Origin of the sequence: Nocardioides sp. S-1144 (assembly GCF_005954645.2) — a bacterium.
In the GTDB taxonomy this organism is placed as follows: Bacteria; Actinomycetota; Actinomycetes; order Propionibacteriales; family Nocardioidaceae; genus Nocardioides; species Nocardioides dongxiaopingii.
Map to the genome: position 1 here is coordinate 3,692,436 of NZ_CP040695.2, position 21,589 is coordinate 3,714,024.

The window sequence follows — 21,589 nt, forward strand, 5'->3', positions numbered from 1 at the left end:
CGAACCCCGCCGAGGCGGGGTTCGCTGCGTTCGGGGCCGGGCTGCGTCAGGACGCCGCGCGCGGGCTCTCGCCGGTGACGACGAAGACGACGCGGTTGGCGACCGAGACGGCGTGGTCGGCGATCCGCTCGTAGTAGCGGCCCAGCAGGGCGATGTCGACGGCGGCCTCGACGCCGTCGGCCCAGTCGTCGGAGAGCAGCTCGGCGAAGCTGGTGCGCCGCAGCTGGTCCATCTCCTCGTCGTCGCGGCCCAGCGCGATGGCGGCCTCGACGTCGCGGGTGGTGATGATCTGCGAGACCCTCACGACCATGTCCTCGGCGACGACGGCCATCCGCTGCATGGTCTCCCGGGCGGCCTCGGGCACCGCGATCTCCGGCACCCGGAGGCGCGCGATCTTCGCGACGTGGACCGACAGGTCGCCCATCCGCTCGAGCTCGCTCACCATCCGCAGCGCCGCGACGACGGTGCGCAGGTCGCCGGCGACCGGCTGCTGCAGGGAGAGCAGGTTGAAGGAGGACTCCTCGACGCGCTCGCGGGCGCGGTCGATCTCGGCGTCGGCGCTGATGACCTGCTCGGCGAGGATCACGTCACCGGTCATCAGGGCCTTGGTCGCCTGGGACACCGCGGTCTCCACCTGGCGGCAGATCGCGGCGAGGTCGCCGAAGACGGAGTCGAGCTGGTCGTGGAACTGATCGCGCATGTGGCCGACCGTAGGCGGCGCGGGAGTCCCAGCCGGGAGGATCCGGTGAACGCGGGGTGAACAGCAGGAAGTCACACGCTCCGCGGTCCTCCCCCGGCACGCGCCCGCCGTACGATCCGAGGGTGGACCCGACGACGCAGGCCTTCCTGGCCGCGCTCATCGGTGCCGTCGTCGCCGGCGGTGCCGTGCTCGCCTGGCACGTCAGCGACCGCCAGCAGCACCAGCAGCCGCTCCCCGACGAGCCCGCCGTCCCGGCCGCCGTCGCGACGGTCCTCTCGGTCCTGCGCAGCAGCGCGGTCGTCGTCGACGACTCCGACGTCGTGCTCAAGGCCTCCGCGCCCGCCTACGCGATGGGCCTGGTGCGCGGGAGCACGCTGGTCACCCCCGAGCTCGCCGCCCTGGTCAGCGAGGTGCGCCGCGACGGACAGATCCGCGAGACCGAGCTGGTGATGCCGCGCGACCAGGCGCCCGACCGTCACGTCACCGTGCGGGTCGCGCCGCTCGGGTCGCGGCTGGTCCTGGCCCTGGTCGAGGACCGCACCCGCGAGCGGCGGGTCGAGGCGGTCCGCCGCGACTTCGTCGCCAACGTCAGCCACGAGCTGAAGACCCCCGTCGGTGCCATCCGCCTCCTCGCGGACGCCGTGTGGGAGGCCGCCGAGGACCCCGAGGCGGTGCGCCGGTTCTCCGAGCGGATGGTGCTGGAGGGCGAGCGGCTCACGGTGCTGGTCCAGCAGGTCATCGAGCTGTCGCGGCTCCAGGGCGACGAGCGGCTGGACTCCCCGCTGCCGATGTCGGTCGACGACGTCGTCGGGCTGTCGGTCGACACCAGTGCCATCGACGCCGCCGCCAAGGGCATCTCGGTCGTCACCGGCGGTGAGCGTGGGCTGAAGGTGCTCGGCAACGAGGAGCAGGTCACCATGGCCGTCGCCAACCTCGTGGCCAACGCCGTGCGCTACTCCGACCCCGACTCCACGGTGCTGGTCACCACCCGCGCCGAGGACTCCTACGTCGCGGTCAGCGTCGTCGACCAGGGCATCGGCATCCCCTCGGTCGAGATCGACCGGATCTTCGAGCGCTTCTACCGCGTCGACCCGGCGCGGCACCGCTCCACCGGTGGCACCGGGCTCGGCCTCTCGATCGTCAAGCACGTCGCCGCCACCCACGGCGGCGACGTCTCGGTGTGGTCGGTCGAGGGCCAGGGCTCCACGTTCACCCTCACGCTTCCGCGGGCCGAGGCCCGCGGACCCCACGGTGAGGCGCGTCCCGCGCCCGCCGACCAGACCCTGGACGACCCAGGGCCGACCCAGGAGGAAAGCCCGTGACACGGGTACTCGTCGTCGAGGACGAAGAGAGCTACAGCGAGGCACTCGCCTACATGCTGCGCAAGGAGGGCTTCGAGGTCGCCATCGCCGCCGACGGCAACGCCGCCCTGGCCGAGTTCGACCGCAACGGGGCCGACATCGTCCTGCTCGACCTGATGCTGCCGGGCCTGCCCGGCACCGAGGTGTGCCGCGCGATCCGCCAGACGTCGAACGTGCCGGTGATCATGGTCAGCGCCAAGGACGACGAGGTCGACAAGGTCGTCGGGCTCGAGCTGGGCGCCGACGACTACGTCACCAAGCCGTACTCGCCGAGGGAGCTCGTGGCTCGCATCCGCGCTGTGCTGCGCCGCGGCACCGACCCCGACCTCGCGCCCGACACCCTCGAGGCCGGCCCGGTGCGGATGGACGTCGAGCGCCACGTCGTCACCGTCGACGGCCACGAGCAGCGGCTGCCGCTCAAGGAGTTCGAGCTGCTCGAGATGTTCCTGCGCAACCCCGGGCGGGTGCTCACCCGCGGCCAGCTGATCGACCGCGTCTGGGGCTCCGACTACGTCGGCGACACCAAGACCCTCGACGTCCACGTCAAGCGGCTGCGCGCCAAGCTCGAGCCCGACCCGGGCGAGCCGAAGTACCTCGTCACGGTGCGCGGGCTCGGCTACAAGCTCGACCTCTGAGGACGGCGGCCGCACCGGGAGGGGCCGTGTCCGGATGTCGGGCCTCGCTGTCCGAAACCCGCGCGACCCGGACGCCGCCGGTTCCTAGGCTGGGCCTGTGACCAGCACGCCCCTCAGCACGCCGTCGGACTCGCACGCCACGGAGTCCACCCCGCCGGCCTGGCTGCCGGTGGCGGCGGTCTGCGTGACGCTGGTGCTGTGGGCCTCCGCGTTCGTGGCGATCCGGCACCTCGGCACCGACTTCGGCCCCGGTCCGCTCTCGCTGGGCCGGCTGCTCGTCGGCGCCCTGGCGCTCGGCGTGGTCGCGCTCGGGCGCGGCGTGCCGCGGCCGACCGGGCGGCAGTGGGTCTCGCTCGTGACGATCGGCGTGCTGTGGTTCGGCGTCTACAACATCGCCCTCAACGAGGGCGAGCGGCGCGTCGACGCGGGCACCGCGGCGATGCTCATCCAGGTCTCGCCGGTGCTGATCGCCGTGCTGGCCGCGATCTTCCTGTCCGAGCGGTTCACCCCGCAGCTCGCGCTGGGCCTGACCCTGGCGTTCAGCGGGGTGGCGGTGATCGGGCTGGCCGGCTCCCCCGACGGTGATCGGGACGTCGTCGGCGTCGCGCTGTGCCTGCTGGCCGCGGTGGTCTACGCGGTGAGCCTGGTGCTGCAGAAACCCCTGGTCGCGAGCCTGCCCGCCGTCCACGTGACGTGGCTGGCCTGCTCGGTCGGGGCGGTCGCCTGCCTGCCGTTCGCCGGCGGGCTGGTCACCGAGGTCGGCGACGCGCCGGCGTCCTCGGTGGCGTGGCTGGTCTACCTCGGGGTCTTCCCGACGGCGATCGCGTTCACGACCTACGCCTTCGCGCTGCGGCACATGAGCGCGTCCAGCCTCGGGGTCACGACCTACATCGTGCCCGTGCTGACCATCGTGATGAGCCTGGTGTTCCTCGACGAGGTGCCGCCCGGAGCGGCCTACGTCGGCGGGGCCCTGGCCCTCGTCGGGGTCGCCGTCGCCCGTCGGACGGCGCGCCCCCGGCCGATCCCGCCCGGCTGAGCGCCAGGCCTGTCATGCTGCGCGCATGAACGTCGTCGCAGGGGTCCTGGTCGGTCTGGTCGCCGCCATCCACGTCCTCATCGTCGTGGTCGAGATGGCCCTGTGGACCTCGCCGACCGGGCGCCGCATCTTCGGGACCGATCCCGAGTTCGCCCGCGCCACCAAGGCGCTCGCCGGCAACCAGGGGCTCTACAACGGCTTCCTCGTCGCGGGACTCGGCTGGGGCCTGGTCTCCGGCGAGCAGGACGTGCGGCTGTTCTTCCTCGGCTGCGTCGCGGTCGCCGGGCTGTACGGCGCCGCCACGGTCTCGCCGCGGATCCTCCTCGCGCAGACCGTGCCCGCGGTGCTCGCGGGCGCCGCCGTGCTGGCGGCCTGACCCCGCGTCGGCGGCGGTGGCGCGCTACCCGCTGAGCACCTGCGCCAGGCCGGTGCGCAGGGACGCGGTCGCGCGGCTGCGGAGCTGGCTGACCCGGGACTCGGTGACCGAGAGGACCTGACCGATCTCGCTGAGGGTGAGGCCCTCGAAGAAGTACAGGGCGATGACGATCTGGTCGCGCTCGGGCAGGGTCGCGAGGGCGGCGAGGAGGGCCCGGCGGGTGTCCTCGTCCTCGAGGGCGGCGTCGACGGCGGGGGCGAGGTCGTCGAGGACGGCCATCTCCTCGTCGTCGGCGTGCGAGAACGACGTGGGGCGCTCCTTGAGCTTACGGAGCTCGCGCAGCGTGATGCCGGCCTCGTCGCACACTTCGTCGTCGGTCGGCGCGCGGTTGAGCCGGTGCTGCAGCTCCTCGCGCGCCCGGACGACGTCGCGCAGCCGGGTGCGGACCGAGCGCGGCACCCAGTCGGCGGCGCGGATGCTGTCGATGATCGCGCCCCGGATCCGCGGGACGGCGTAGGTCTGGAACTGCAGGCCTCGGTCGTGGTCGAACCGGTCGATGGCGTCCATCAGGCCGATGACGCCCTCGGAGACCAGGTCCGCGGACTCCACGGTCTGCGGCAGGGCGCTGCGCACGCGGCCGGCGACGTACTTGACCAGCGGCGAGTACTGCAGCACCAGCTGGTTGCGCAGCTCGGGCGACCCCGTCGACTTGTAGCGACGCCACAGGTCGTCGACCGACTCGATCTCGACACCCACCGGTTTGACCTCCCCCGAAGCACGAACGTCCCAGACCCTAGCGGGTCCGGGACGCTCGGTTCCGGCAGATCGGCGAGGTCGGGGTCAGAGGTCGAGGAAGGCCAGGTCGTCGAGGCGGACCGCGCGCGGCCGCTGCGGCTCGGGCTCCGGCTCGGGCTCCGGCTCGGGCTCCAGTGCGGACTCCGCGACCGCCAGCGAGACGATGGCCGGCCAGGCGTCGTCCGACAGCGTGGTCGGCACCGGCACGACGGGCACGAGCGGCTCGACCTCGACGATCGGCTGCCGCAGGAAGGCGAGGTCGGGGACCACGAGCGGCTCCACCTCGACGACGGGCTGCGCGACGAAGACCGGCCCCGCGACGACCAGCGGCTCGACCTCGACGACCGGCTCCGCGACGAAGACCGGCTCCGCGACGACCAGCGGCTCGACGTCGACGACGCGGTCCTCCGGCGCGGTGGGCGCCGACAGGCGGTCGGCACCGAGGCCGAGCAGCACCCGGGTGAGGGCGGTCAGCTCGTCGGCGAGGCCGTCGAGGACCGGGGTGTCCGGGCCGGCCGGCTCGGCGACGGCCCGCGGGCCGGGCACCGGCTGCAGCGGCCGCACCCGCGCGGCGTGGACGTGCCAGTCGTTGGCCGACATGGGTTCCTCCAGGGGATCGATCGGGTGGTGGGGGGTGGTGGTGCGGTGACGCTGGTGGTGAACGCCGGACGGCGGCGCGTCGTGGGGGCGACGCGCCGCCGTCAGGCTTCGGGGGGACTGTCGATCAGGGAGCGGGGTCGGGGGCGGCGGCGCAAGCACCCTCGGCGAGGCCGCCGGTCAGGGAGTTGTAGTGCCAGCTCTTGTCGGCACCGTCGTTCGCGCCGGCGATGCAGAAGCCGTCACCGCCGCCGGCCAGCGCCACGGTGATCTTGTTCTTCTCGGTGGCCTTAAAACCGGCGCCCTCAAGAGCGGTGATGTTGGCTGCGTACTCGCCCTTGTCGACGAAGTAGGTCTCCTGCACGGTGGCGGCGGCCTTGAGGTCGGACTTGATGCCGGCCTCGACGCCCTTCTGGCGCTGGTTGAGGAACAGCGGGATGGCGATGCCGGCGAGGATGCCGATGATCACGATGACGACGAGGAGCTCGACCAGGGTGAAGCCCTTGTCCTTCTCGTCCATGGACTTCTGCAGGCGGTTGATCATGATGGTCCTTTGGTGGGATGGGGGGTTCGGGGCCCTGGCCCCGAGCCGGTTCGTGGTGACACCAGGGATGTCGGACCGTGCCGGGATCGGCTTGAGAGAGGTCTGGACCATCCGGAGAGATCGGCCGGAATTCTCAAGTCGGGGCTCGCCGGTGCCGAGGCACACCCTTCGACGCCCGGCCCCGCGTCCGCGGCCCGAGGGACGCCGAGGGCCCCGGTGCCGCCGTCGGGTGGACGGCGGCACCGGGGCCCTGGGACGCAGCTGGCGGCGCTCAGTAGCGCGGCGCGACCTCGCCGTAGACCTTCTGGCCCCACCCGGAGCGGACCGGGTCCAGGAAGTACGGCGGCGGGGAGTACCGGAGCCGGCTGTCGTAGTTGTAGTCCTTGAGGTATCCGGTGCCTCCGGAGCCCGTGGTGCCGACCGGTCCACGGAAGCGCTGGGCCAGGGAGCCGTAGATCCGCAGGCTGCCCAGCATGGTCCCGTAGTTGTAGGCCTGCACCCCGAAGCTGTGCTGGAGGGTCAGCACCGCCGCGTGGAGGCTCACGTTCGTCAGGACGGCACGGTCGTTGTTGCGCCTGATGTTGACGTAGCCGTAGGTGGTGCAGCCGTACCGGTTGGAGGCGGTGCACTGCCGCTCGACCGGGTGGTAGATCTTCACCGAGTTCTCCGCGATCAGCCCGAGCGCGTCGACCCCGTTCTCGCCGCCCTGGTAGGTGGTGTCCCCGGTGACGACGATGTTGTTGTCGGCCACCATGGTCACCCGCCCCTTGACCACGCCCTCGAGGTAGAGGTTGCCGTTTCGGCAGTCGTTCTCGGTCAGGGCGGTGTTGTAGTCGCCGGCCACGGGGAGACCGTCACCGATCGCGCCCGTCGCGCAGGCGCCGGAGGCCGGTGTCGACTGTCCGGACGGCACGTTCTGGACCAGGATCACCTTGTTGTGCGGCACGCTGATGGAGGCACCGCCGGCGCTCTGCAGCGCGGTCGCCGTCCCACAGCCCGCGGTGTTCTGGAGTGCGGGTCCTCCGGTCCTCCCGGACCACTTGCTCCACACCCGCATCGTGCCGTCGGCGTTCGCGACGATCCGCGTGGGTCCGGTGTACAGACAGCCGAGGCGGTCGTCGGGCACCTTGGTCCTGGTCACGTACTGGCGCATGTCGCCGATGCTGGTCGGGAGCTCGATCTCGGCGCGGTAGCCGATGCCCTTGGTGAAGGTCGGGTTGGCGCCGCTGCCGGCCCGGTAGCACGCGGTGGGCGAGGTCGCGCCCCGACAGGTCGGGTACGACGTCGTCGTGGTGCCGTTGAAGCGTGGCGTCCCCTGGACGAGGATCGCGTCGTTGCTGTGCATCGGCCCGTTGATCCGGTCGCCGGTGATGAAGTTGATGTCGTTGCAGTACGACGTGCTGCGCCTGGGGTTGCCCCAGAAGTAGCGCGTGCACTGGGTCGCCGCGGTGGCGAGGTCGGAGTAGATCGCCTCGTTGCCCGGGTCGGTGGTCTCGTAGACGGTGTAGTAGAGGAACTCCCCGAACCCGCCGCGGCGCAGCACCACCTGGGTGGTGCGGGTGATCTCGCCGACCCGTCCGGTCGCGCGGACCAGGATGGTCCCGTCGATGGGGGTCTCGCTGACGTCGACGTCGTAGTGGAACGTGCCGGCCGGGGCCCTGCCGCTGGCCGACCGCTTGCTGACCACCGCGCGCCAGCCCAGCGGCGTGGAGGCGTTCCAGCCGCACGACGACTTCGTCTTCGTCACCGCGGGGTCCCCCTGCAGTGCGATGTTGCTGCAGTCGGCGGTCTGCCAGTAGTTGTCGTCCTTGTTCAGCCGGGCCAGGTAGTCGTCGACGCCGGCCTCCGCAGCGGCCAGGGCGAGGTTCCAGTCGGCCTGCCGGTCGGTGAACTTCACCCCGTGGACGGCGTGGTTGAGGCCGACGGTGACCAGGGCGATCACGATGGTCATCGTGACCATGACGACGAGGAGCGCGGAGCCGCGGTCCCGCGGCGCGGGGTCCGGCGTGGTGAGGGTCTCCATGACTACTCCGTGGTGTCGCTGACGTTGATCTCGACGTTGGGCAGCCGGACCCGCTGGACGGCGGTCAACGGGCCCCAGCGGTCCTGGCCCGGTCGGGCCTGGGCGCTGAGGACGACGTCGACGCTGGAGATCCTGGCCTTCTGCGTGGCGGAGAGGGTGGTGGCGGTCATCCGCAACCCGTCGGTGTCGTAGTAGCTGAAGACCGGGGCCGTGGGCCAGACGAGCGTCCGCGCGAGCACCCGCTTCTGGACGCGGCACCCGCTGACGGCGGGGTTGCAGAACGTGTAGGTGTTGTTGGGGCCCGCGGTCGGGTCGATCGTGCGCTGCTCGAGGACCGCGGTCCCGGCCCGCCTCGGGTCCTGGAGGACCACGAGGGTCACCAGGCTCGGGCCGATCGACGAGCGCCCCAGGTTGGCGTGGAAGGTGATCTCGGTCGTGGTCGCCTTGATCACCGCGCTCTCCTCGCACGTGGGGCAGGTCGACTCGTCGAGCTGCTTGGGGAGCACCGCGGTGCGCAGCACCTTGCTCGTCGAGCTCATGCCGAGCTCGGTCTGGGTGGCGTTGTCGACCCGGTTCTGCATCTGCCCGACGGTCCGGATGGCCAGCACGGCGGTGGAGCCCAGGGCCACCATGACCAGGGTGAAGATCCCGATCGCCACCATCATCTCGGCCAGCCCCATCCCTGCGTCCCGGGGCCGCGGGGACTCGGCCTCCTCGGACGGGCGGACCGACGGCGTCACAGGACCACCGCCTGGACCGGGGCTTCCTTGGTGACCAGGATGACGGTGGTGGTGCCGGCACCGCCGGCGCGCTGGACCCGCCAGAGCCCGATCGGGAGGCTCGTCCTCATGGTGGCCCCCAGGGTCACGCTGCCCACCGGGATCAGGGTGATCGTCGCGCCACCCGGGCACGCGACCCCGGCGCCGGCGGTGGTCACCGAGGACAGCGGCACGGCCTCGACGGCTCGCAGCGAGGTGAGCGGGGGGAGCCGGACCGTGATCGGCTGCAGGGTGGTGATCGTCCTCGACACGCTCCCCGGCTCGACGCCGACCGGCTGGTCACGGCCGGGGGTCTCGTAGCCGGTCCAGGCGGGGTCGTTCGGCGCGCAGCTGCCCACCCACGACTGGTAGCCGGAGGGGTAGGGCCACAGGTTGTTGAGGCGCCGGACCTCCGCGTCCCGCTGCTCCCCCTTGCCCTCCCCGTCGTCGTCGCGGAACTCGCAGTGCTCCCTCGACCGCGTGGCGGTCGAGGCGAAGGCCTTGGCCCCGGCCGGCAGCAGGCTCGGGTGACCCAGGCTGATCGGGGTCGAGGCGAAGCTGGTCGGCAGGGGGTAGCCGTCGGGCGGCGGACACACCCCGATCTCCATCGACGCCGCCTTGTCGTAGAAGAAGCTCCCCTTCCAGAGCATCCCGGTCTGGACGTTGGCCGTCAGCGTGGGCGCTGCCTCGCCCTGCTGGCTCACGAAGCCCGCCGCCGTCGCCCTGACCTCGTACGAGCCGGGCAGCTGGTTGAGCAGGAGGGCGCAGCCGTCCTCGCTGGTGACCACCGAGCCGGTCGTGGCGCCGCTGGTCGTGGACCTCGCGGTCACGGTGACGCCGGCCCGCGGCAGCCCCAGGGCGTCGATCACCTTGACCCCGATGTGCCCCGCGCCGGCGATGTAGCTGCCCTTCGGCGGGGTCATGATGGTGTCCATCACCACGGGCTCGCGGCCACCCATGCCGTCCCAGGTGACCTCGACGTGCACCGACTTGAAGGCGAAGTTGCCGTTGTCCTGGTCGCAGGTCGAGGCGTACGCCTTGTCGAGCTGCTGGTCGTCGACCGTGGTGACGACCGTGTACGGGATCCCGTCCACGACCAGGGGCTGGCCCACCGTGCCGCCGGGCAGCGGGTTCTTGTTCCGGCCCTCGGCGACCCGCTCCGGACCGCGGGTCTGGCTGGCGAACACCTCGCGCGTGATCTCGAGCTCGCGGGCGGCGAGGTTGCCGGCCACGGTGCGGCGTCCGTCGTCGTTCGACACGTCGATCATCGAGGTGACCACGACCAGCACGGCGCTGCTGAGAACGCCGAACAGGGCGACCGCGACGATGACCTCGATGAGGGTCATGCCGCGGTCACGGTGCGGCGAGGCCCCCGGGCAGGAGGGCGCGCGCCGGTGGGGCGTCTGGAGCATGCCAGGAGCATCGGCCCCCCGGCGGCCGCGCTTGAGCCGACGTCCGCGTGGTCCGGACCACCTGCACCCCCGCACATCGCGGAGACCTCGGAGATCTCGGAGATCGCGGAGGGCGCGGCCGTAACCCCCGGAATCTTCCGTCGTTAGATGCATCACACCGGCGTTGCCGTTCCAGCGTCGGTGACCCCCACTGGAAAGAGGAACAGTCGATGTCTCGTCCCCACAAGATCTTGTCGGTCTTCGTCGCCAGCTTCGCCGTCGCCCTCGGCACCGCCGCCGTGCCGGCCTCCCCCGCCGCCGCCGCGCCCGTCGCGGCCCCCGCCGTCGCCGCGGCCGACCCGGGCACGCTGGCCCGGGCCGCCGCCGGACCCTGCTCGGTCCAGGACCGTCGCTACGGCAAGGCCCAGGTCCGCGTGACCAAGGCCCGCAAGCACAAGAAGGTCACGACCCGGAAGCTGCGCCAGGCCAAGCGGGTCGACCAGCGGCGCGACACCCGCACCTCGCAGAAGCGCCTGAACCAGGCCCGCAAGGCCAACCGCAAGGCCATCCGCAACCTGCGGGCCCAGCGCGCCAACCGGGCCGACGCCCGCCAGGCGGCCGAGCGGTGCCACCGCAACAACAACACCACGCCCCCGATGACGCCCGGGCAGGCGGCGGCGTTCCAGCAGATCCTCGACGCCCTGGCCGCCGCCGGCCTGGACGCCGCCCAGCTGCAGGCCATCACCGACCAGATCGCCGAGGCCCTCGCCGGCGGTGGCGGGCTCACCCCCGAGCAGCTCGCCGCAGCCCTCCAGCCCGTCGTCGACGCGCTCACCGCGGCCGGCCTGCCGGCCGACCAGCTCTCCGAGGTCCTGCAGCAGGTCCTCGACGCGCTGTCCGCCGGCAACCTGCCGAGCGACCCCGACGGGCTGATCGACCTCATCGTCGACGCCGTCCAGGACGCCCTGGCCGGGACGCCGCTCGAGGAGCTCAACCCGATCCTCGAGCAGGTCCAGGACGGGCTCGACGACCTCCTCGGTGGACTCCTGGGCGGGCTCCCGCTTCCCCGTTCCTGACCTCCACGGTCAGGCCGACGACGGCCCTGTCGCCCTCTTCCGGGCGGCAGGGCCGTCGTCATGTCCGGATGCGGCCCCGGCTCACTCGATCAGGTCGAAGATCGTGAAGATCGGCATGTAGAGGGCGATGATCATGCCGCCCACGATGACCCCGAGGAACGCGATCATCAGCGGCTCGATCAGCGAGGTGAGGGCCTCGGTGGTGCTCTCGACCTCCTCGTCGTAGAACTGGGCGATCTTGCGGAGCATCGAGTCCACGGCCCCGGTCTCCTCGCCCGAGGCGATCATCTGCACGACCATCGGCGGGAAGACGTCGTGCTTGGCCAGCGGTCCGGAGATCGAGTCGCCGGACGACACCGACACCCGCACGTCCTCGAGCGCGCGGGTGATCACGACCGACCCGGTCGTCTCGCCGACGATGTCGAGCGCGGAGAGGATCGGGACGCCGGCGGCCAGGAGGGTCGAGAGGTTGCGCGCGAACCGGGTCAGCGCGATCTTCCGGAACAGGCTGCCGAACACCGGCAGCTTGAGCTTCAGGGGGTCGACGACGTTGCGCACCTTCGGGCTGGTGCCGTGCTTGCGCCACCACAGCGTGAAGCCGACGCCGGAGACGACCAGCGCGGGGACGATGTAGCCCATCAGCCCGGACAGGAAGACCAGGAACCGGGTCGGCAGCGGGAGGGTGCCGCCGAGGTCCTCGAACATGCCCTCGAAGATCGGCACGATGAACAGCAGCATGCCGAGGCACATCAGGATCGCCATCACGAACACGACGACCGGGTAGGTCATCGCGGCCTTGATCTTCGAGCGCAGCTTCACCTCGGCCTCGAACGAGTCGGCCAGCTCGCGCATCGCGACGTCGAGGAAGCCGCCGGCCTCGCCGGCCTTCGTCATGCTGATCATGAACGGCGGGAAGGTGTGGTGCTCGTCGTTGGCGAACGCGCTGGACAGGCTGTGCCCGCCCTCGACGTCGGTCTTGACCTTCGAGAGGACCTCGCGCAACGAGGGGTTCTCCACCTGCTCGGCCAGGATCGAGAGGGCCCGGAGCAGCGTGAGACCGGCGTCGATCATGGTGGCCAGCTGGCGGGCGAAGACCGCGAGGTCCTTCATCTTCACGCGCTTGCGGCCGAGGCTGAGCTCCTTCTGGAGCCCGGTCCCGGCCTCCTTGACCTCGAGCGGGATGTAGCCCATCGCCATCAGCTTCTCGGCGACGGCGCTCTGCGTCTCCGCCTTGACCCGGCCCTCGCGGAAGCGACCGTCGGCGTCGCGGACCTTGTAGTCGTACTGGCCGACGCTCACGTGCCGACCCCGGGCGTCGAGGCGACCCGCCACGGGTCGGACGGGTCGGGGCGGCTGGTCCCGAAGCTGGACGGCGACTGCGTCGCCGCGAGGGAGGCGGCCTCGGTCGCGGCCCGGCTGCCACCGCCGAGCAGGGTGATGAAGTCGCCGATGTTGGAGCAGTACTCCAGGCCGGTGTCCTGGCTGATCCGGCCGGACTTCACGTGCTCGGCGAGGTGGGCGTTGAGGGTCTGCATGCCCTGGCGTCCGCCGGCCTGGAGGGCGCCGGGGATCTGCTGCAGCTTGTCGTCGCGGATCATCGCCCGGATGCCCTCGGTGCACATCATCACCTCGACCGCCGGCACCCGCCCGCGGCCGTCGACCGACGGCACCAGGCTCTGGCACACGACGGCCTGCAGGGTCGCGGCGAGCTGGGTGCGGACCTGCTGCTGCTGGTTGGCCGGGAAGACGTCGACGACGCGGGAGACGGTGTCCTGGGCGCTCTGGGTGTGCAGGGTGGCGAAGACCAGGTGGCCGGTCTCGGCGGCGCTGATCGCGACCGAGATGGTGTCGAGGTCGCGCAGCTCGCCGACCAGGATGACGTCCGGGTCCTGGCGCAGCACGTGCTTGAGCGCACTGCGGAAGTCGTGGGTGTCCACCCCGACCTCGCGCTGGTTGACCAGGCAGCCGTGGTGCTGGTGGAGGAACTCGATCGGGTCCTCGATGGTCATGATGTGACCGCGCCGGGTGCGGTTGACCTGGTCGATGATCGCGGCCAGCGTGGTCGACTTGCCGGACCCGGTCGGACCGGTGACCAGCACCAGGCCGCGCTTGAGGTTGGCCATCGTGCCGAGCACCGGCGGCATCCCGAGGTCCTCGAGCCGCTTGATCTCCCACGGGATCATCCGCAGGACCGCCCCGACGGAGTCGCGCTGCCAGAAGACGTTCACGCGGAACCGGCCCACGCCGTGCGCGGAGTGCGCGAAGTCGAGCTCGCGCTCCTCCTCGAGCACCTTGCGCTGGGCCTCGGTGAGGATGGCGTAGATGCTCTCCCGGAGCTGGCGCGACTCCAGCGGCTGCTGGTCGGGCACCGGCACCATCGAGCCGCGGATCCGCATCGTCGGCGGCGCGCCGACCGTCAGGTGCAGGTCGGAGGCGCCGGCGCGGGCGGCGTGGGCGAGCAGCTGGTCGAGGTCGACCGGCGCGACGGCGCCCGGGGCGCCGCCGTGCGGCTCACCCCACGACACGGAGCACCTCCTCGATGGTGGTCCGGCCCTGCAGGACCTTGAGGCATCCGTCCTCGCGCAACGTGGTCATCCCCTCCGTGCGGGCCTGACGCCCGATCTCCTCCGTCGAGGCCCGACGGACGGTCATGCGTTCGATCTCCTCGGTCACCGGCATCACCTCGTGCAGCGCCATCCGGCCGCGGTAGCCGGTGCCTCCGCACGACGAGCAGCCGGCGGGGCGGTGCAGCGTGGTGACGCCGGGCGGGAGCACCAGCCCCACCGAGGCCAGCTCGGCCGGGTCGGGCTCGTACTCGACGGCGCAGCGCTTGCACAGCGCCCGGCACAGCCGCTGGGCCACGATGCAGTCCAGCGAGGAGCTCACCAGGAACGGCTCGATCCCCATCTCCACCAGCCGGGTCAACGCGCTCGGGGCGTCGTTGGTGTGCAGCGTCGAGAGCACGAGGTGACCGGTGAGCGCGGCCTCGACGGCGATGTTGGCGGTCTCGTGGTCGCGGATCTCGCCGATCAGCACGATGTCGGGGTCCGAGCGCAGGATGCTGCGCAGCGCCGAGGCGAAGGTCAGCCCGGCCTTCGGGTTGGTCTGCACCTGGTTGATCCCCGCCAGCCGGTACTCCACGGGGTCCTCGACCGTGATCACGTTGACGTGCGGCTGGTTGAGGATGTTCAGCGTCGCGTAGAGCGTCGTCGACTTGCCCGACCCGGTCGGCCCGGTCACCAGGATCATCCCGTAGGGCTTGCTGTAGGAGGCCTTGAACCGCTGGTAGTTGTGCTCGCTGAAGCCGAGGTCGTCGAGGCTGAGCCGGGTGTTGGAGTTGTCGAGCACCCGCATCACGATCTTCTCGCCCCACACCGTCGGCAGGGTCGCGACGCGGAGGTCCATCGTCCGGGTGCCGTGGGTGACGGTGAGCCGGCCGTCCTGCGGGATCCGCCGCTCGGCGATGTTCATGTCGGCCATGATCTTGATCCGGCTGATGACGCCGTTGACGATCGAGCGGGGCGCCCGGTGGGCGTCGGTGAGGACGCCGTCGACGCGGTAGCGCACCCGGAGCTCACGCTCGGTCGGCTCGAGGTGGACGTCGGAGGCCCGGTCGCTGATCGCCTGGCTGATGAGCAGGTTCACGAACCGGACGACGGGCGCGTCCTCGGTGACCTCGGTGAAGTTGTCGAGCTCCTCCGGCTCCTCGCCGACGTCGAGGTCGGAGCCGAGCGTCGCGAGCTCGCCCTCGGCCCGGTAGCTGCGGTTGATCTGGGCGTCGATCTCGGCGCGCCCGGCCAGCGCGAACACGACGCGGTGCCGCGTCAGGCGCGCGATGTCGTCCTTGAGGTCGAGGTCGTTCAGCGCCCGGAGCGGGACGGCGACGTGCAGCGCGCCGTCGCGCCGCGCGAAGGGGATGACCGACGAGCGGCGTGCGAAGTCCCCGGGCAGCAGCGACGCCGCCGTGGCGTCGATCGGGAGGTCGGTCAGGTCGACGTACTCGAGCCCGGCGGTCTCGGCCGCCATGCGCATCAGGGAGGCCCGGTCGACGACGCCGCGGTCGACCAGCACCTCCACCACCGACTGGCCCGGCGCCACGGACGCCGACGCCAGCGCGACGTCGTCCGCCGTGACGAGCCCGGCCGCCAGCAGCGCCTCGATGGTGTCCCCGATGGTCGTCAGCACGTCGGTCTCCGTTCCTGGTCCGCAGAAGAGGTCCGCGTGGCCGGGTGGGGGGGAACCCGGCCACGCAGAGTGAGTCTCGGCAGCCGGCGACGGCGACTTGAGCGCCAGGGCGCGGGTTACGGGGAGAGGATCTCCAGCGCCCGTGTCGGGTCCTGTCGGTAGCGCACGATCAGCTCGGCGGTGGCCTCGTCGATGCGCTCGTGCAGGCCGCGCCGGTAGCTCGTCAGCGTCTGCTCGGCGCTGCCGAGCCGCTCGAGCGCCTCGGCGGTGCCGGCCTCGTCGGACGGCGTCGTCCACACGCCCTCGAGGTCGGGCAGGTCCGGGAGCGGGTCGGCCGCGCGCACCCGGTGCAGCACCGCGCGCACCTGCCCCCGCCCGGTGTCGCCGAGCACCCGGCCGAGCGCGTCGACGTCCAGCACCGGGGAGTCGGCGAGCGCACCGGCGTGGAGCAGGTCGACGCGGGCGTGGATCAGGCGGCGCCAGTAGGAGATCCGCTCCTCCTCCGCGCGCAGCTTCTCGCGGTAGGCGCGCAGCTCGGGCAGGCTCACCCGGGCCAGGTGCGGCGAGGCCGCGGCGGCGGTGATGGTGCGGCGCTGTCCGCTCGGGGGAAGGTCGTCGCTCACGGCGGTCACGATAGGCGACCGGCGGCGGGCGGCGCCGGGGAACGCCGCCGGTCGGGGTCGACCTCGCTCGCCCGGCACGCGGCCCCTCGGGCCGAGCCTCCCCCATGGTGGCTCGGTCGAGGGGCCGGTGGGTCAGACCGCGACCGGGTTCCAGCCGGCGCGGCGCAGCATCACGGCGAGGTCGTGCGGCTTGGACGCCGTCGTCCGGGCGGTCTCCTCGTCGAGGACGCCGGTGGTCACGAGGGTGAAGAGGTGCTGGTCGAAGGTCTGCATGCCGGAGTACTCACCGGAGGCGAGGATGCTCGGGATCGCCTGCGTCTTCTCGGGGTCGGCGATCGCCTCGGAGAAACGACCGTCGCGCACCGCGACCTCCATCACGCAGACGCGGCCGCCGTCGATCCGCGGGACCAGGCGCTGGCACACGACGCCCTCGAGCGACCCGGCGAGGACGGCGCGCACGCGCTGCTGCTCCTCGGCCGGGAAGAACTCGATCAGCCGGTGCACCGTCTCGCGGGCGTCGTTGGTGTGCATCGAGCCGAGCACCAGGTGGCCGGTCTCGGCGGCGGTCATCGCGGCGTGCACGGTGTCCTTGTCGCGCAGCTCGCCGATCAGGATGACGTCGGGGTCCTGCCGCATCGCGGCCCGCAGCGCGTTCGGCCAGCTGCGGGTGTCGCTGCCGAGCTCGCGCTGGGTGACGGTGGCGACCCGGTCGGCGTGCATGAACTCGATCGGGTCCTCGAGGGCGAGGATGTGGCAGGCCCGTTCGCGGTTGATCAGGTCGACCATGCCGGCCAGCGTCGTCGACTTGCCCGACCCGGTCGGCCCCGTCACCAGCACCAGGCCCCGCTGCTTGCGGGCCAGCTCGTGCACCGACGCCGGCATGTTCAGCTCGGCCAGCGGGATCGGCGAGTCGCGGACCCGGCGCAGGATGATGCCGTCGTCGCCGCGGGTGCGGAAGGCGTTGGCGCGGAAGCGGCCGACGCCGTCGACCACGACGGCGAAGTCCGCCTCGTAGTCCTGCAGGAACTCCCGTCGGGTGGCGGCCGACATGGAGGCCGCCACCATCGCCGAGACGAGGCTCGCGTCGAGCGGCGCGGTGGTGGCGTCCTCGAGCGCCCCGTCGACCCGGATCTTGGCGACGGCGCCCGGACGCAGGTGCAGGTCGCTCGCCTCGCGGCTCACGACCAGCTCGAACAGGCTGTGCAGGAACTCGCGGGCACGCGGGTCGACGACGTGGTGGTCGGGCTCGTGGGGGACGGCGGCGATCGGTTCGGGCATGGGGGACTCCCTTCGTTCAGGTGTCTCATCGGCCCGCGAGCGGCCGGACTTGACCCCCCGCGCGCCCTCAAGTGGAGGAGGTCCGGGGCCGATGCACCAGGTGCTCGCCCCCATCCCTCCTCACCGCCCGGGAGAACCACCCATGGCATCCACCGTCGTCGGACTCGACATCGGCACGTCCGCGGTCCGCGCCGTCGAGATCTCCGGGCGCGGCCGGTCCGCCCGGGTGCGCCGGGCCGGCCGGGTCGACCTGCCGCCGGGTGCCGTCGAGGGCGGCCAGCTGCGCGACCACGTCGAGGTGGCCAGGGCCGTGCGACGGCTCTGGCACGAGCAGCGGTTCTCCTCCAAGCAGGTGCGGCTCGGCGTCGGGAGCGGCTCGGTGCTGGTGCGCCCCGTCGAGCTCGACTGGATGCCGGCCCAGGACCTGCGCAAGGCGATGCGCTACCTCGTGGCCGACCTGCTGCCGGTGCCGGTCGACGAGGCCAACATCGACCACGTCCTCCTCGGCGAGACCGAGCGCGACGGCAAGCGCCTCGTGCGGGTGCTGCTGGTGGCGACCGCCCGCGACGGGGTGGACGACGTCGTGCGCAGCGTCCAGGCCGCCGGGCTGCGCCCGGTCGCGGCCGACCTCGCCCCCCTCGCGCTGGTCCGGGCCGCGGCCCGCCACACCTCCCCCGACGCGGGCACCGAGGCGGTCGTCGACGTCGGCGCGGAGAAGATCTCGGTCGCCGTGCACACCCGCGGCCTGCCCCGGTTCGTGCGGGTGATCCCCGGCGTCGGGGGCGCCACCCTGACCCGCGCGCTGGTCGACGCCACCGGCGAGGACGCCTCGGTCGCCGAGCAGCGCAAGCGCGCGGCGAGCCTCGACGCGCCCGACCCGGTCTCCTCCGTGGTCCGCGCGGCCGCCGAGCGGCTCGCCCACGAGATCCGCGACACGCTGCGGTTCTACGCCGCGGCCGACGTGGAGCACCCGCCGGACCGCATCGTGCTCACCGGCCTCGGCGCCGCCAACCCCGGCTTCACCGAGCTCGTCGCGGCGACCACCGGGCTGCCCGCCCACGCGCTGCCGGCGCCGGCGACCGGCCGTGGCCGCAACGCCACCGGTCTCGACCACGACGCCGACCTGGCCGTCTCCTACGGTCTCTGCCTGGGGGTCCCGGCATGAGCGCGCCGACCCTGACCCGGAGCCCGGAGCCGACGCCGGAGAAGCGGCGCGGCCTCGGCCGCCGGACCACCGCCGGCAAGGCGGGCAAGGCCGGCAAGGCGGACAAGGCCGGCGGTCCCGTCGGGGCCGGGCGGGGCGAGAAGGGGACCTCGAAGCCCCTGCGCGGACGCCGTCGCGCCCAGTCGGTCTCGGCCTCGGTCAACCTGCTCTCACCCTGGGTCTTCGAGGAGATGAAGGTCCGCAGCCTGCGGCACCGGTTCCTCGCGGCCGCCGCGGTCGTGCTCGTCGTGATCGCCGCGACCTGGGGCCTGCTCCGCATGACGCTGGCCAACGCCGAGACCGACCTGCGCGCCGACGAGCAGGCCGCGTCCGGGCTGCAGCAGCAGATCACCGAGCTGGCCGACGTCCGCACCTACGTCGGCAACGTGGCCGTGCGCACCGGCGACGTCGAGGACACGATGGCCCACGAGATCGCGATCTCGAAGGTGGTGCGGGCCCTCGACGAGGCCCTGCCCGAGGGGGCCGCCTACACCTCGATCGTCGTCACGCTCCCGCCCGAGCCGCTGCTCGACGGCGCCCAGGCGCAGGGGCCGGCCGAGGGTGCGCTGTGTCCCGGGCCGGACCCGTTCGGCTCGCTGGTGGTCGTCGGGTGCGTCGAGCTCTCCGGGACCGCGGCCTCGCGGGCCGACGTCAGCGAGCTCGTGCAGGCCCTCGCCGCGCAGGACATCCTCGTCGAGCCGTTCATCACCACCACGACGAGCACCAACGACGAGTCCGGCGAGTCCGGGGCGGACGGCGTCGAGTTCGGCGGCTCGAGTGCCGCGTCGGAGGCGACCTACACGAACCGCTACGCCGACCTCGACGACTCCGAGGACGACACCGGCGACACCAGCGACACCGGGAACGACACCACCACCACCGACACCGAGGACCAGGGCCGATGAACGTCACGACCGTGCCGGCCACCCGACTGCTGGGGGTCGTCGGCATCGCGCTGCTCGTCGGCCTCGGCTGGCTCGCCCTGATCGGTCCCGCCACCGGCGCGATCACCGAGACCGGCGACGCCCGGCTCGAGGCGCAGGACCGGGCCCACGGGATGGGGGTCCAGCTCGCGCAGCTGCGCCGCCAGGCCGCGGAGCTGCCCGAGACCGACGCCCAGGCCCGGCTGCTCGACGAGATGTGGCCGGCCACCGCCGACCAGCCGGGCTTCTTCGCCCAGGTGGCCGGTGCTGCGACCGACGCCGGGATCGACCTCGACGACATCACGGTGCTGAGCCCGTCGGTCCCACAGCGGCTCGACGTCGACCCGAACGCCGCCGCGGGCGCCACCGCGGGCGCCACCGGGGGCACGGAGGGCGCCGGCGACGACGTCGGGATCAGCGACATCGCGGTCCAGGCCGTGACCATCGGCGCCGAGGGCACCTACACCGAGCTCACCACCCTGCTCGCCAAGCTCGAGAAGATGCCGCGGGCCTTCCTCGTCGGCTCGGTGACCCTCGACGCCGAGACCGACGACGCCGGGACCGGCGGCACCGGGGCGGACACCCTGAGCCTCACCGTGGTGGGCCGGACGTTCGTGGCCCCGCCCCTCGACCCGCCACCGGCGTCGTGAGCGCGGGCGTCCACGGGGGATTCGCACGCACCACGACCGACGACGACCGGCTCGACCGGTCCGTCGACCGGCTCACCGGCCTGGCCGTGCGCGAGGAGCTGCTCCGGCGCGGTCCGCAGCTGCTCGGGCAGGCCGGCGGTCACGGGCCGGCCGCGGTGCTGGTGCTGGACCTGGACGACTTCAAGGTCCTCAACGACTCCGCCGGGCACCACGTCGGCGACGCCGTCCTTGCCGCCGTCGGCGCGCGGCTGCGTCGCACCGTCGGCCCGGAGGACCTCGTGGTCCGGCTCGGTGGCGACGAGTTCGCCGTCGTCACCGCGCCGCTGCGGCACCGCGACGACGCCGCCGGGCTCGCGGCGGCGCTGATCGCGGCGGTCGGCCAGCCGCTGGAGGTCGACGAGCTGCGGCTGGGTGTCGGCGTCTCGGTGGGCATCGCCGTCCACGACGAGGACGGCGGCACCGTCGAGGAGCTGCTGCGCGCCGCTGACCAGGCCATGTACGCCGCGAAGGCCGCCGGCACCGGCCAGTGGCGCGCGAGCACCCCCGAGGCGCTGCGCTCGACCGGCGTGACCCGGCGGCTGCTCGACGACCTCCGCGCCGGCCGCGCCGCCGCGCAGCTCGTGCTGCACTACCAGCCGCAGGTCGACCTCGAGACCGGTGACGTCGTCGGGTTCGAGGCACTGGCCCGCTGGGACCACCCGGAGCTCGGGCTGCTGCCGCCGCGGCACTTCATCCCGCTCGCGGAGCGCTCCGGGCTGATGGCCCCGCTGGGCGCCGCCGTGCTCGACCGGGCCCTGGGCGACCTGCCGCGGCTGCAGGAGCACGCCCCCGGCGCCCGGCTGTCGATCAACGTCACCCCGCGCCACATCCTCGGCACCGGGCTGGTCGACGACCTGACCTCCCGCGTCCACGCGCACGGGGCCTCGCCCGAGGACGTCGTCCTGGAGATCACCGAGCCGCTCACCCGGACGTCCCCCGAGACGACCGCGACCTTCGAGGAGCTGAGCCGCCGCGGCTTCGGCATCAGCATCCGCGGCTTCGGGACCGCGCGCTCCTCGCTGACCGTGCTGTGGAGCAACCCCGCCGTCCGCGAGGTCAAGGTCGACCCCTCGATCGTGGCCGCGATCGCCGAGGACGGCGGCGCGGAGGCGACGGCCGGACGCCGGCGCACCGCCCGCCTGGTGCGGGCCCTCGCGAGCGCGGCCCGCGGGCTGGGCATCCGGGTCGTCGCCGAGGGCGCGGAGGACCCGTCGTCGTTCGCGCTGCTGCACGAGCTCGGCTGCGAGGTCGTCCAGGGCTTCGCGGTCAGCCAGCCGGTCGCGGTCGACGAGGTGGTGCGGTGGTGCCGCGCCCGGCAGGCCGAACCGGTGCCCGGCTGACCTCAAGTCGGCGGGCGGGGCGGCCGATGAGACGGGTGACCCCACCTGTTCCGCC

21 protein-coding genes are annotated in these 21,589 nt (G+C 72.7%); 9 read left to right on the forward strand and 12 right to left on the reverse strand.

The genetic code is table 11. The features are described from left to right. Positions 1-46: 46 nt before the first annotated feature. Positions 47-700 carry a phosphate signaling complex protein PhoU gene (phoU, locus tag FE634_RS17410; protein WP_137293653.1) on the reverse strand — a complete coding sequence of 218 codons (654 nt, stop codon included), beginning with the start codon at positions 698-700 and terminating at the stop codon, positions 47-49. 122 nt (positions 701-822) lie between these two features. Here phoU and FE634_RS17415 point away from each other — a divergent pair, with 122 nt between their 5' ends. The 4 genes from FE634_RS17415 (at position 823) to FE634_RS17430 (ending at position 4,108) form a co-directional block, all read left to right on the forward strand. Continuing rightward, positions 823-2,022: a sensor histidine kinase gene (locus FE634_RS17415; RefSeq protein ID WP_137293654.1), complete on the forward strand. Its 1,200-nt coding sequence runs from the start codon at positions 823-825 to the stop codon at positions 2,020-2,022. Beyond that, positions 2,019-2,696, forward strand: coding sequence for a response regulator transcription factor (locus FE634_RS17420; protein WP_137293655.1), 678 nt, complete (start codon positions 2,019-2,021; stop codon positions 2,694-2,696). Before FE634_RS17415 ends, FE634_RS17420 begins: the two co-directional genes overlap by 4 nt. A gap of 97 nt (positions 2,697-2,793) precedes the next feature. Continuing rightward, complete coding sequence (locus FE634_RS17425; protein ID WP_246060651.1) at positions 2,794-3,732, forward strand: DMT family transporter; 939 nt, start codon at positions 2,794-2,796, stop codon at positions 3,730-3,732. Between the two features lie 25 nt (positions 3,733-3,757). After that, complete coding sequence (locus FE634_RS17430; protein ID WP_137293656.1) at positions 3,758-4,108, forward strand: DUF1304 domain-containing protein; 351 nt, start codon at positions 3,758-3,760, stop codon at positions 4,106-4,108. Between the two features lie 24 nt (positions 4,109-4,132). On the opposite strand, the gene FE634_RS17435 is transcribed toward FE634_RS17430, so the two are convergent. The 6 genes from FE634_RS17435 to FE634_RS17460 form a co-directional block, all read right to left on the reverse strand. Continuing rightward, the gene (locus FE634_RS17435; protein WP_138876611.1) at positions 4,133-4,864 is read right to left on the reverse strand and encodes a FliA/WhiG family RNA polymerase sigma factor; all 732 of its coding nucleotides are present in this window, start codon (positions 4,862-4,864) and stop codon (positions 4,133-4,135) included. A gap of 84 nt (positions 4,865-4,948) precedes the next feature. Continuing rightward, complete coding sequence (locus FE634_RS17440; RefSeq protein ID WP_138876612.1) at positions 4,949-5,503, reverse strand: hypothetical protein; 555 nt, start codon at positions 5,501-5,503, stop codon at positions 4,949-4,951. A 124-nt stretch (positions 5,504-5,627) separates the two neighbouring features. Beyond that, positions 5,628-6,044, reverse strand: coding sequence for a type IV pilin protein (locus FE634_RS21815; protein WP_138876613.1), 417 nt, complete (start codon positions 6,042-6,044; stop codon positions 5,628-5,630). 271 nt (positions 6,045-6,315) lie between these two features. Further along, positions 6,316-8,067 (reverse strand): pilus assembly PilX family protein, encoded by a 1,752-nt coding sequence (locus tag FE634_RS17450; RefSeq protein WP_148240814.1) that lies wholly within the window; start codon positions 8,065-8,067, stop codon positions 6,316-6,318. A gap of 2 nt (positions 8,068-8,069) precedes the next feature. Then, positions 8,070-8,747, reverse strand: a complete 678-nt coding sequence (locus FE634_RS17455; protein ID WP_138876615.1) for a PulJ/GspJ family protein — start codon at positions 8,745-8,747, stop codon at positions 8,070-8,072. Positions 8,748-8,803: 56 nt separating this feature from the next. Next, positions 8,804-10,171 (reverse strand): carboxypeptidase-like regulatory domain-containing protein, encoded by a 1,368-nt coding sequence (locus FE634_RS17460; protein WP_187366899.1) that lies wholly within the window; start codon positions 10,169-10,171, stop codon positions 8,804-8,806. Between the two features lie 275 nt (positions 10,172-10,446). On the opposite strand from FE634_RS17460, the gene FE634_RS17465 reads away from it, so the two are divergent. Continuing rightward, the gene (locus tag FE634_RS17465; protein ID WP_137293663.1) at positions 10,447-11,292 is read left to right on the forward strand and encodes a hypothetical protein; all 846 of its coding nucleotides are present in this window, start codon (positions 10,447-10,449) and stop codon (positions 11,290-11,292) included. 81 nt (positions 11,293-11,373) lie between these two features. Here the strand turns inward: FE634_RS17465 and FE634_RS17470 are convergent, their stop codons facing one another. The 5 genes from FE634_RS17470 to FE634_RS17490 form a co-directional block, all read right to left on the reverse strand. After that, complete coding sequence (locus FE634_RS17470) at positions 11,374-12,591, reverse strand: type II secretion system F family protein (protein WP_262347468.1); 1,218 nt, start codon at positions 12,589-12,591, stop codon at positions 11,374-11,376. Continuing rightward, positions 12,588-13,817 carry a type IV pilus twitching motility protein PilT gene (locus tag FE634_RS17475; RefSeq protein ID WP_187366740.1) on the reverse strand — a complete coding sequence of 410 codons (1,230 nt, stop codon included), beginning with the start codon at positions 13,815-13,817 and terminating at the stop codon, positions 12,588-12,590. The genes FE634_RS17470 and FE634_RS17475 overlap by 4 nt, the downstream gene beginning before the upstream one ends. After that, positions 13,804-15,477 carry a GspE/PulE family protein gene (locus FE634_RS17480; protein WP_222847610.1) on the reverse strand — a complete coding sequence of 558 codons (1,674 nt, stop codon included), beginning with the start codon at positions 15,475-15,477 and terminating at the stop codon, positions 13,804-13,806. Before FE634_RS17480 ends, FE634_RS17475 begins: the two co-directional genes overlap by 14 nt. Positions 15,478-15,593: 116 nt before the next feature. Next, complete coding sequence (locus FE634_RS17485) at positions 15,594-16,100, reverse strand: RsiG family protein (protein ID WP_138876617.1); 507 nt, start codon at positions 16,098-16,100, stop codon at positions 15,594-15,596. 132 nt (positions 16,101-16,232) lie between these two features. Then, complete coding sequence (locus FE634_RS17490) at positions 16,233-17,378, reverse strand: type IV pilus twitching motility protein PilT (RefSeq protein ID WP_138876618.1); 1,146 nt, start codon at positions 17,376-17,378, stop codon at positions 16,233-16,235. Between the two features lie 142 nt (positions 17,379-17,520). Here FE634_RS17490 and pilM point away from each other — a divergent pair, with 142 nt between their 5' ends. The 4 genes from pilM to FE634_RS17505 are packed head-to-tail and all read left to right on the forward strand — an operon-like array spanning position 17,521 to position 21,534. Next, positions 17,521-18,543, forward strand: a complete 1,023-nt coding sequence (gene pilM / locus FE634_RS17495) for a type IV pilus assembly protein PilM (RefSeq protein WP_187366741.1) — start codon at positions 17,521-17,523, stop codon at positions 18,541-18,543. Continuing rightward, positions 18,540-19,487, forward strand: coding sequence for a PilN domain-containing protein (locus FE634_RS17500; RefSeq protein ID WP_138876620.1), 948 nt, complete (start codon positions 18,540-18,542; stop codon positions 19,485-19,487). The genes pilM and FE634_RS17500 overlap by 4 nt, the downstream gene beginning before the upstream one ends. Next, positions 19,484-20,155 (forward strand): hypothetical protein, encoded by a 672-nt coding sequence (locus FE634_RS21185; RefSeq protein WP_187366742.1) that lies wholly within the window; start codon positions 19,484-19,486, stop codon positions 20,153-20,155. Before FE634_RS17500 ends, FE634_RS21185 begins: the two co-directional genes overlap by 4 nt. After that, the gene (locus FE634_RS17505) at positions 20,152-21,534 is read left to right on the forward strand and encodes a putative bifunctional diguanylate cyclase/phosphodiesterase (RefSeq protein WP_187366743.1); all 1,383 of its coding nucleotides are present in this window, start codon (positions 20,152-20,154) and stop codon (positions 21,532-21,534) included. The genes FE634_RS21185 and FE634_RS17505 overlap by 4 nt, the downstream gene beginning before the upstream one ends. The last annotated feature ends 55 nt before the right edge of the window (positions 21,535-21,589 follow it).

What these genes read in the sequence shown, in the direction of transcription:
- phoU (WP_137293653.1), bottom strand. Translation starts at nt 700, where the DNA reads ATGCGCGATCAGTTCCACGACCAGCTCGACTCCGTCTTCGGCGACCTC.
- FE634_RS17430 (WP_137293656.1), top strand. Translation starts at nt 3,758, where the DNA reads ATGAACGTCGTCGCAGGGGTCCTGGTCGGTCTGGTCGCCGCCATCCAC.
- FE634_RS17440 (WP_138876612.1), bottom strand. Translation starts at nt 5,503, where the DNA reads ATGTCGGCCAACGACTGGCACGTCCACGCCGCGCGGGTGCGGCCGCTG.
- FE634_RS21815 (WP_138876613.1), bottom strand. Translation starts at nt 6,044, where the DNA reads ATGATCAACCGCCTGCAGAAGTCCATGGACGAGAAGGACAAGGGCTTC.
- FE634_RS17450 (WP_148240814.1), bottom strand. Translation starts at nt 8,067, where the DNA reads ATGGAGACCCTCACCACGCCGGACCCCGCGCCGCGGGACCGCGGCTCC.
- FE634_RS17455 (WP_138876615.1), bottom strand. Translation starts at nt 8,747, where the DNA reads ATGGGGCTGGCCGAGATGATGGTGGCGATCGGGATCTTCACCCTGGTC.
- FE634_RS17460 (WP_187366899.1), bottom strand. Translation starts at nt 10,171, where the DNA reads ATGACCCTCATCGAGGTCATCGTCGCGGTCGCCCTGTTCGGCGTTCTC.
- FE634_RS17465 (WP_137293663.1), top strand. Translation starts at nt 10,447, where the DNA reads ATGTCTCGTCCCCACAAGATCTTGTCGGTCTTCGTCGCCAGCTTCGCC.
- FE634_RS17490 (WP_138876618.1), bottom strand. Translation starts at nt 17,378, where the DNA reads ATGCCCGAACCGATCGCCGCCGTCCCCCACGAGCCCGACCACCACGTC.
- pilM (WP_187366741.1), top strand. Translation starts at nt 17,521, where the DNA reads ATGGCATCCACCGTCGTCGGACTCGACATCGGCACGTCCGCGGTCCGC.
- FE634_RS17500 (WP_138876620.1), top strand. Translation starts at nt 18,540, where the DNA reads ATGAGCGCGCCGACCCTGACCCGGAGCCCGGAGCCGACGCCGGAGAAG.
- FE634_RS21185 (WP_187366742.1), top strand. Translation starts at nt 19,484, where the DNA reads ATGAACGTCACGACCGTGCCGGCCACCCGACTGCTGGGGGTCGTCGGC.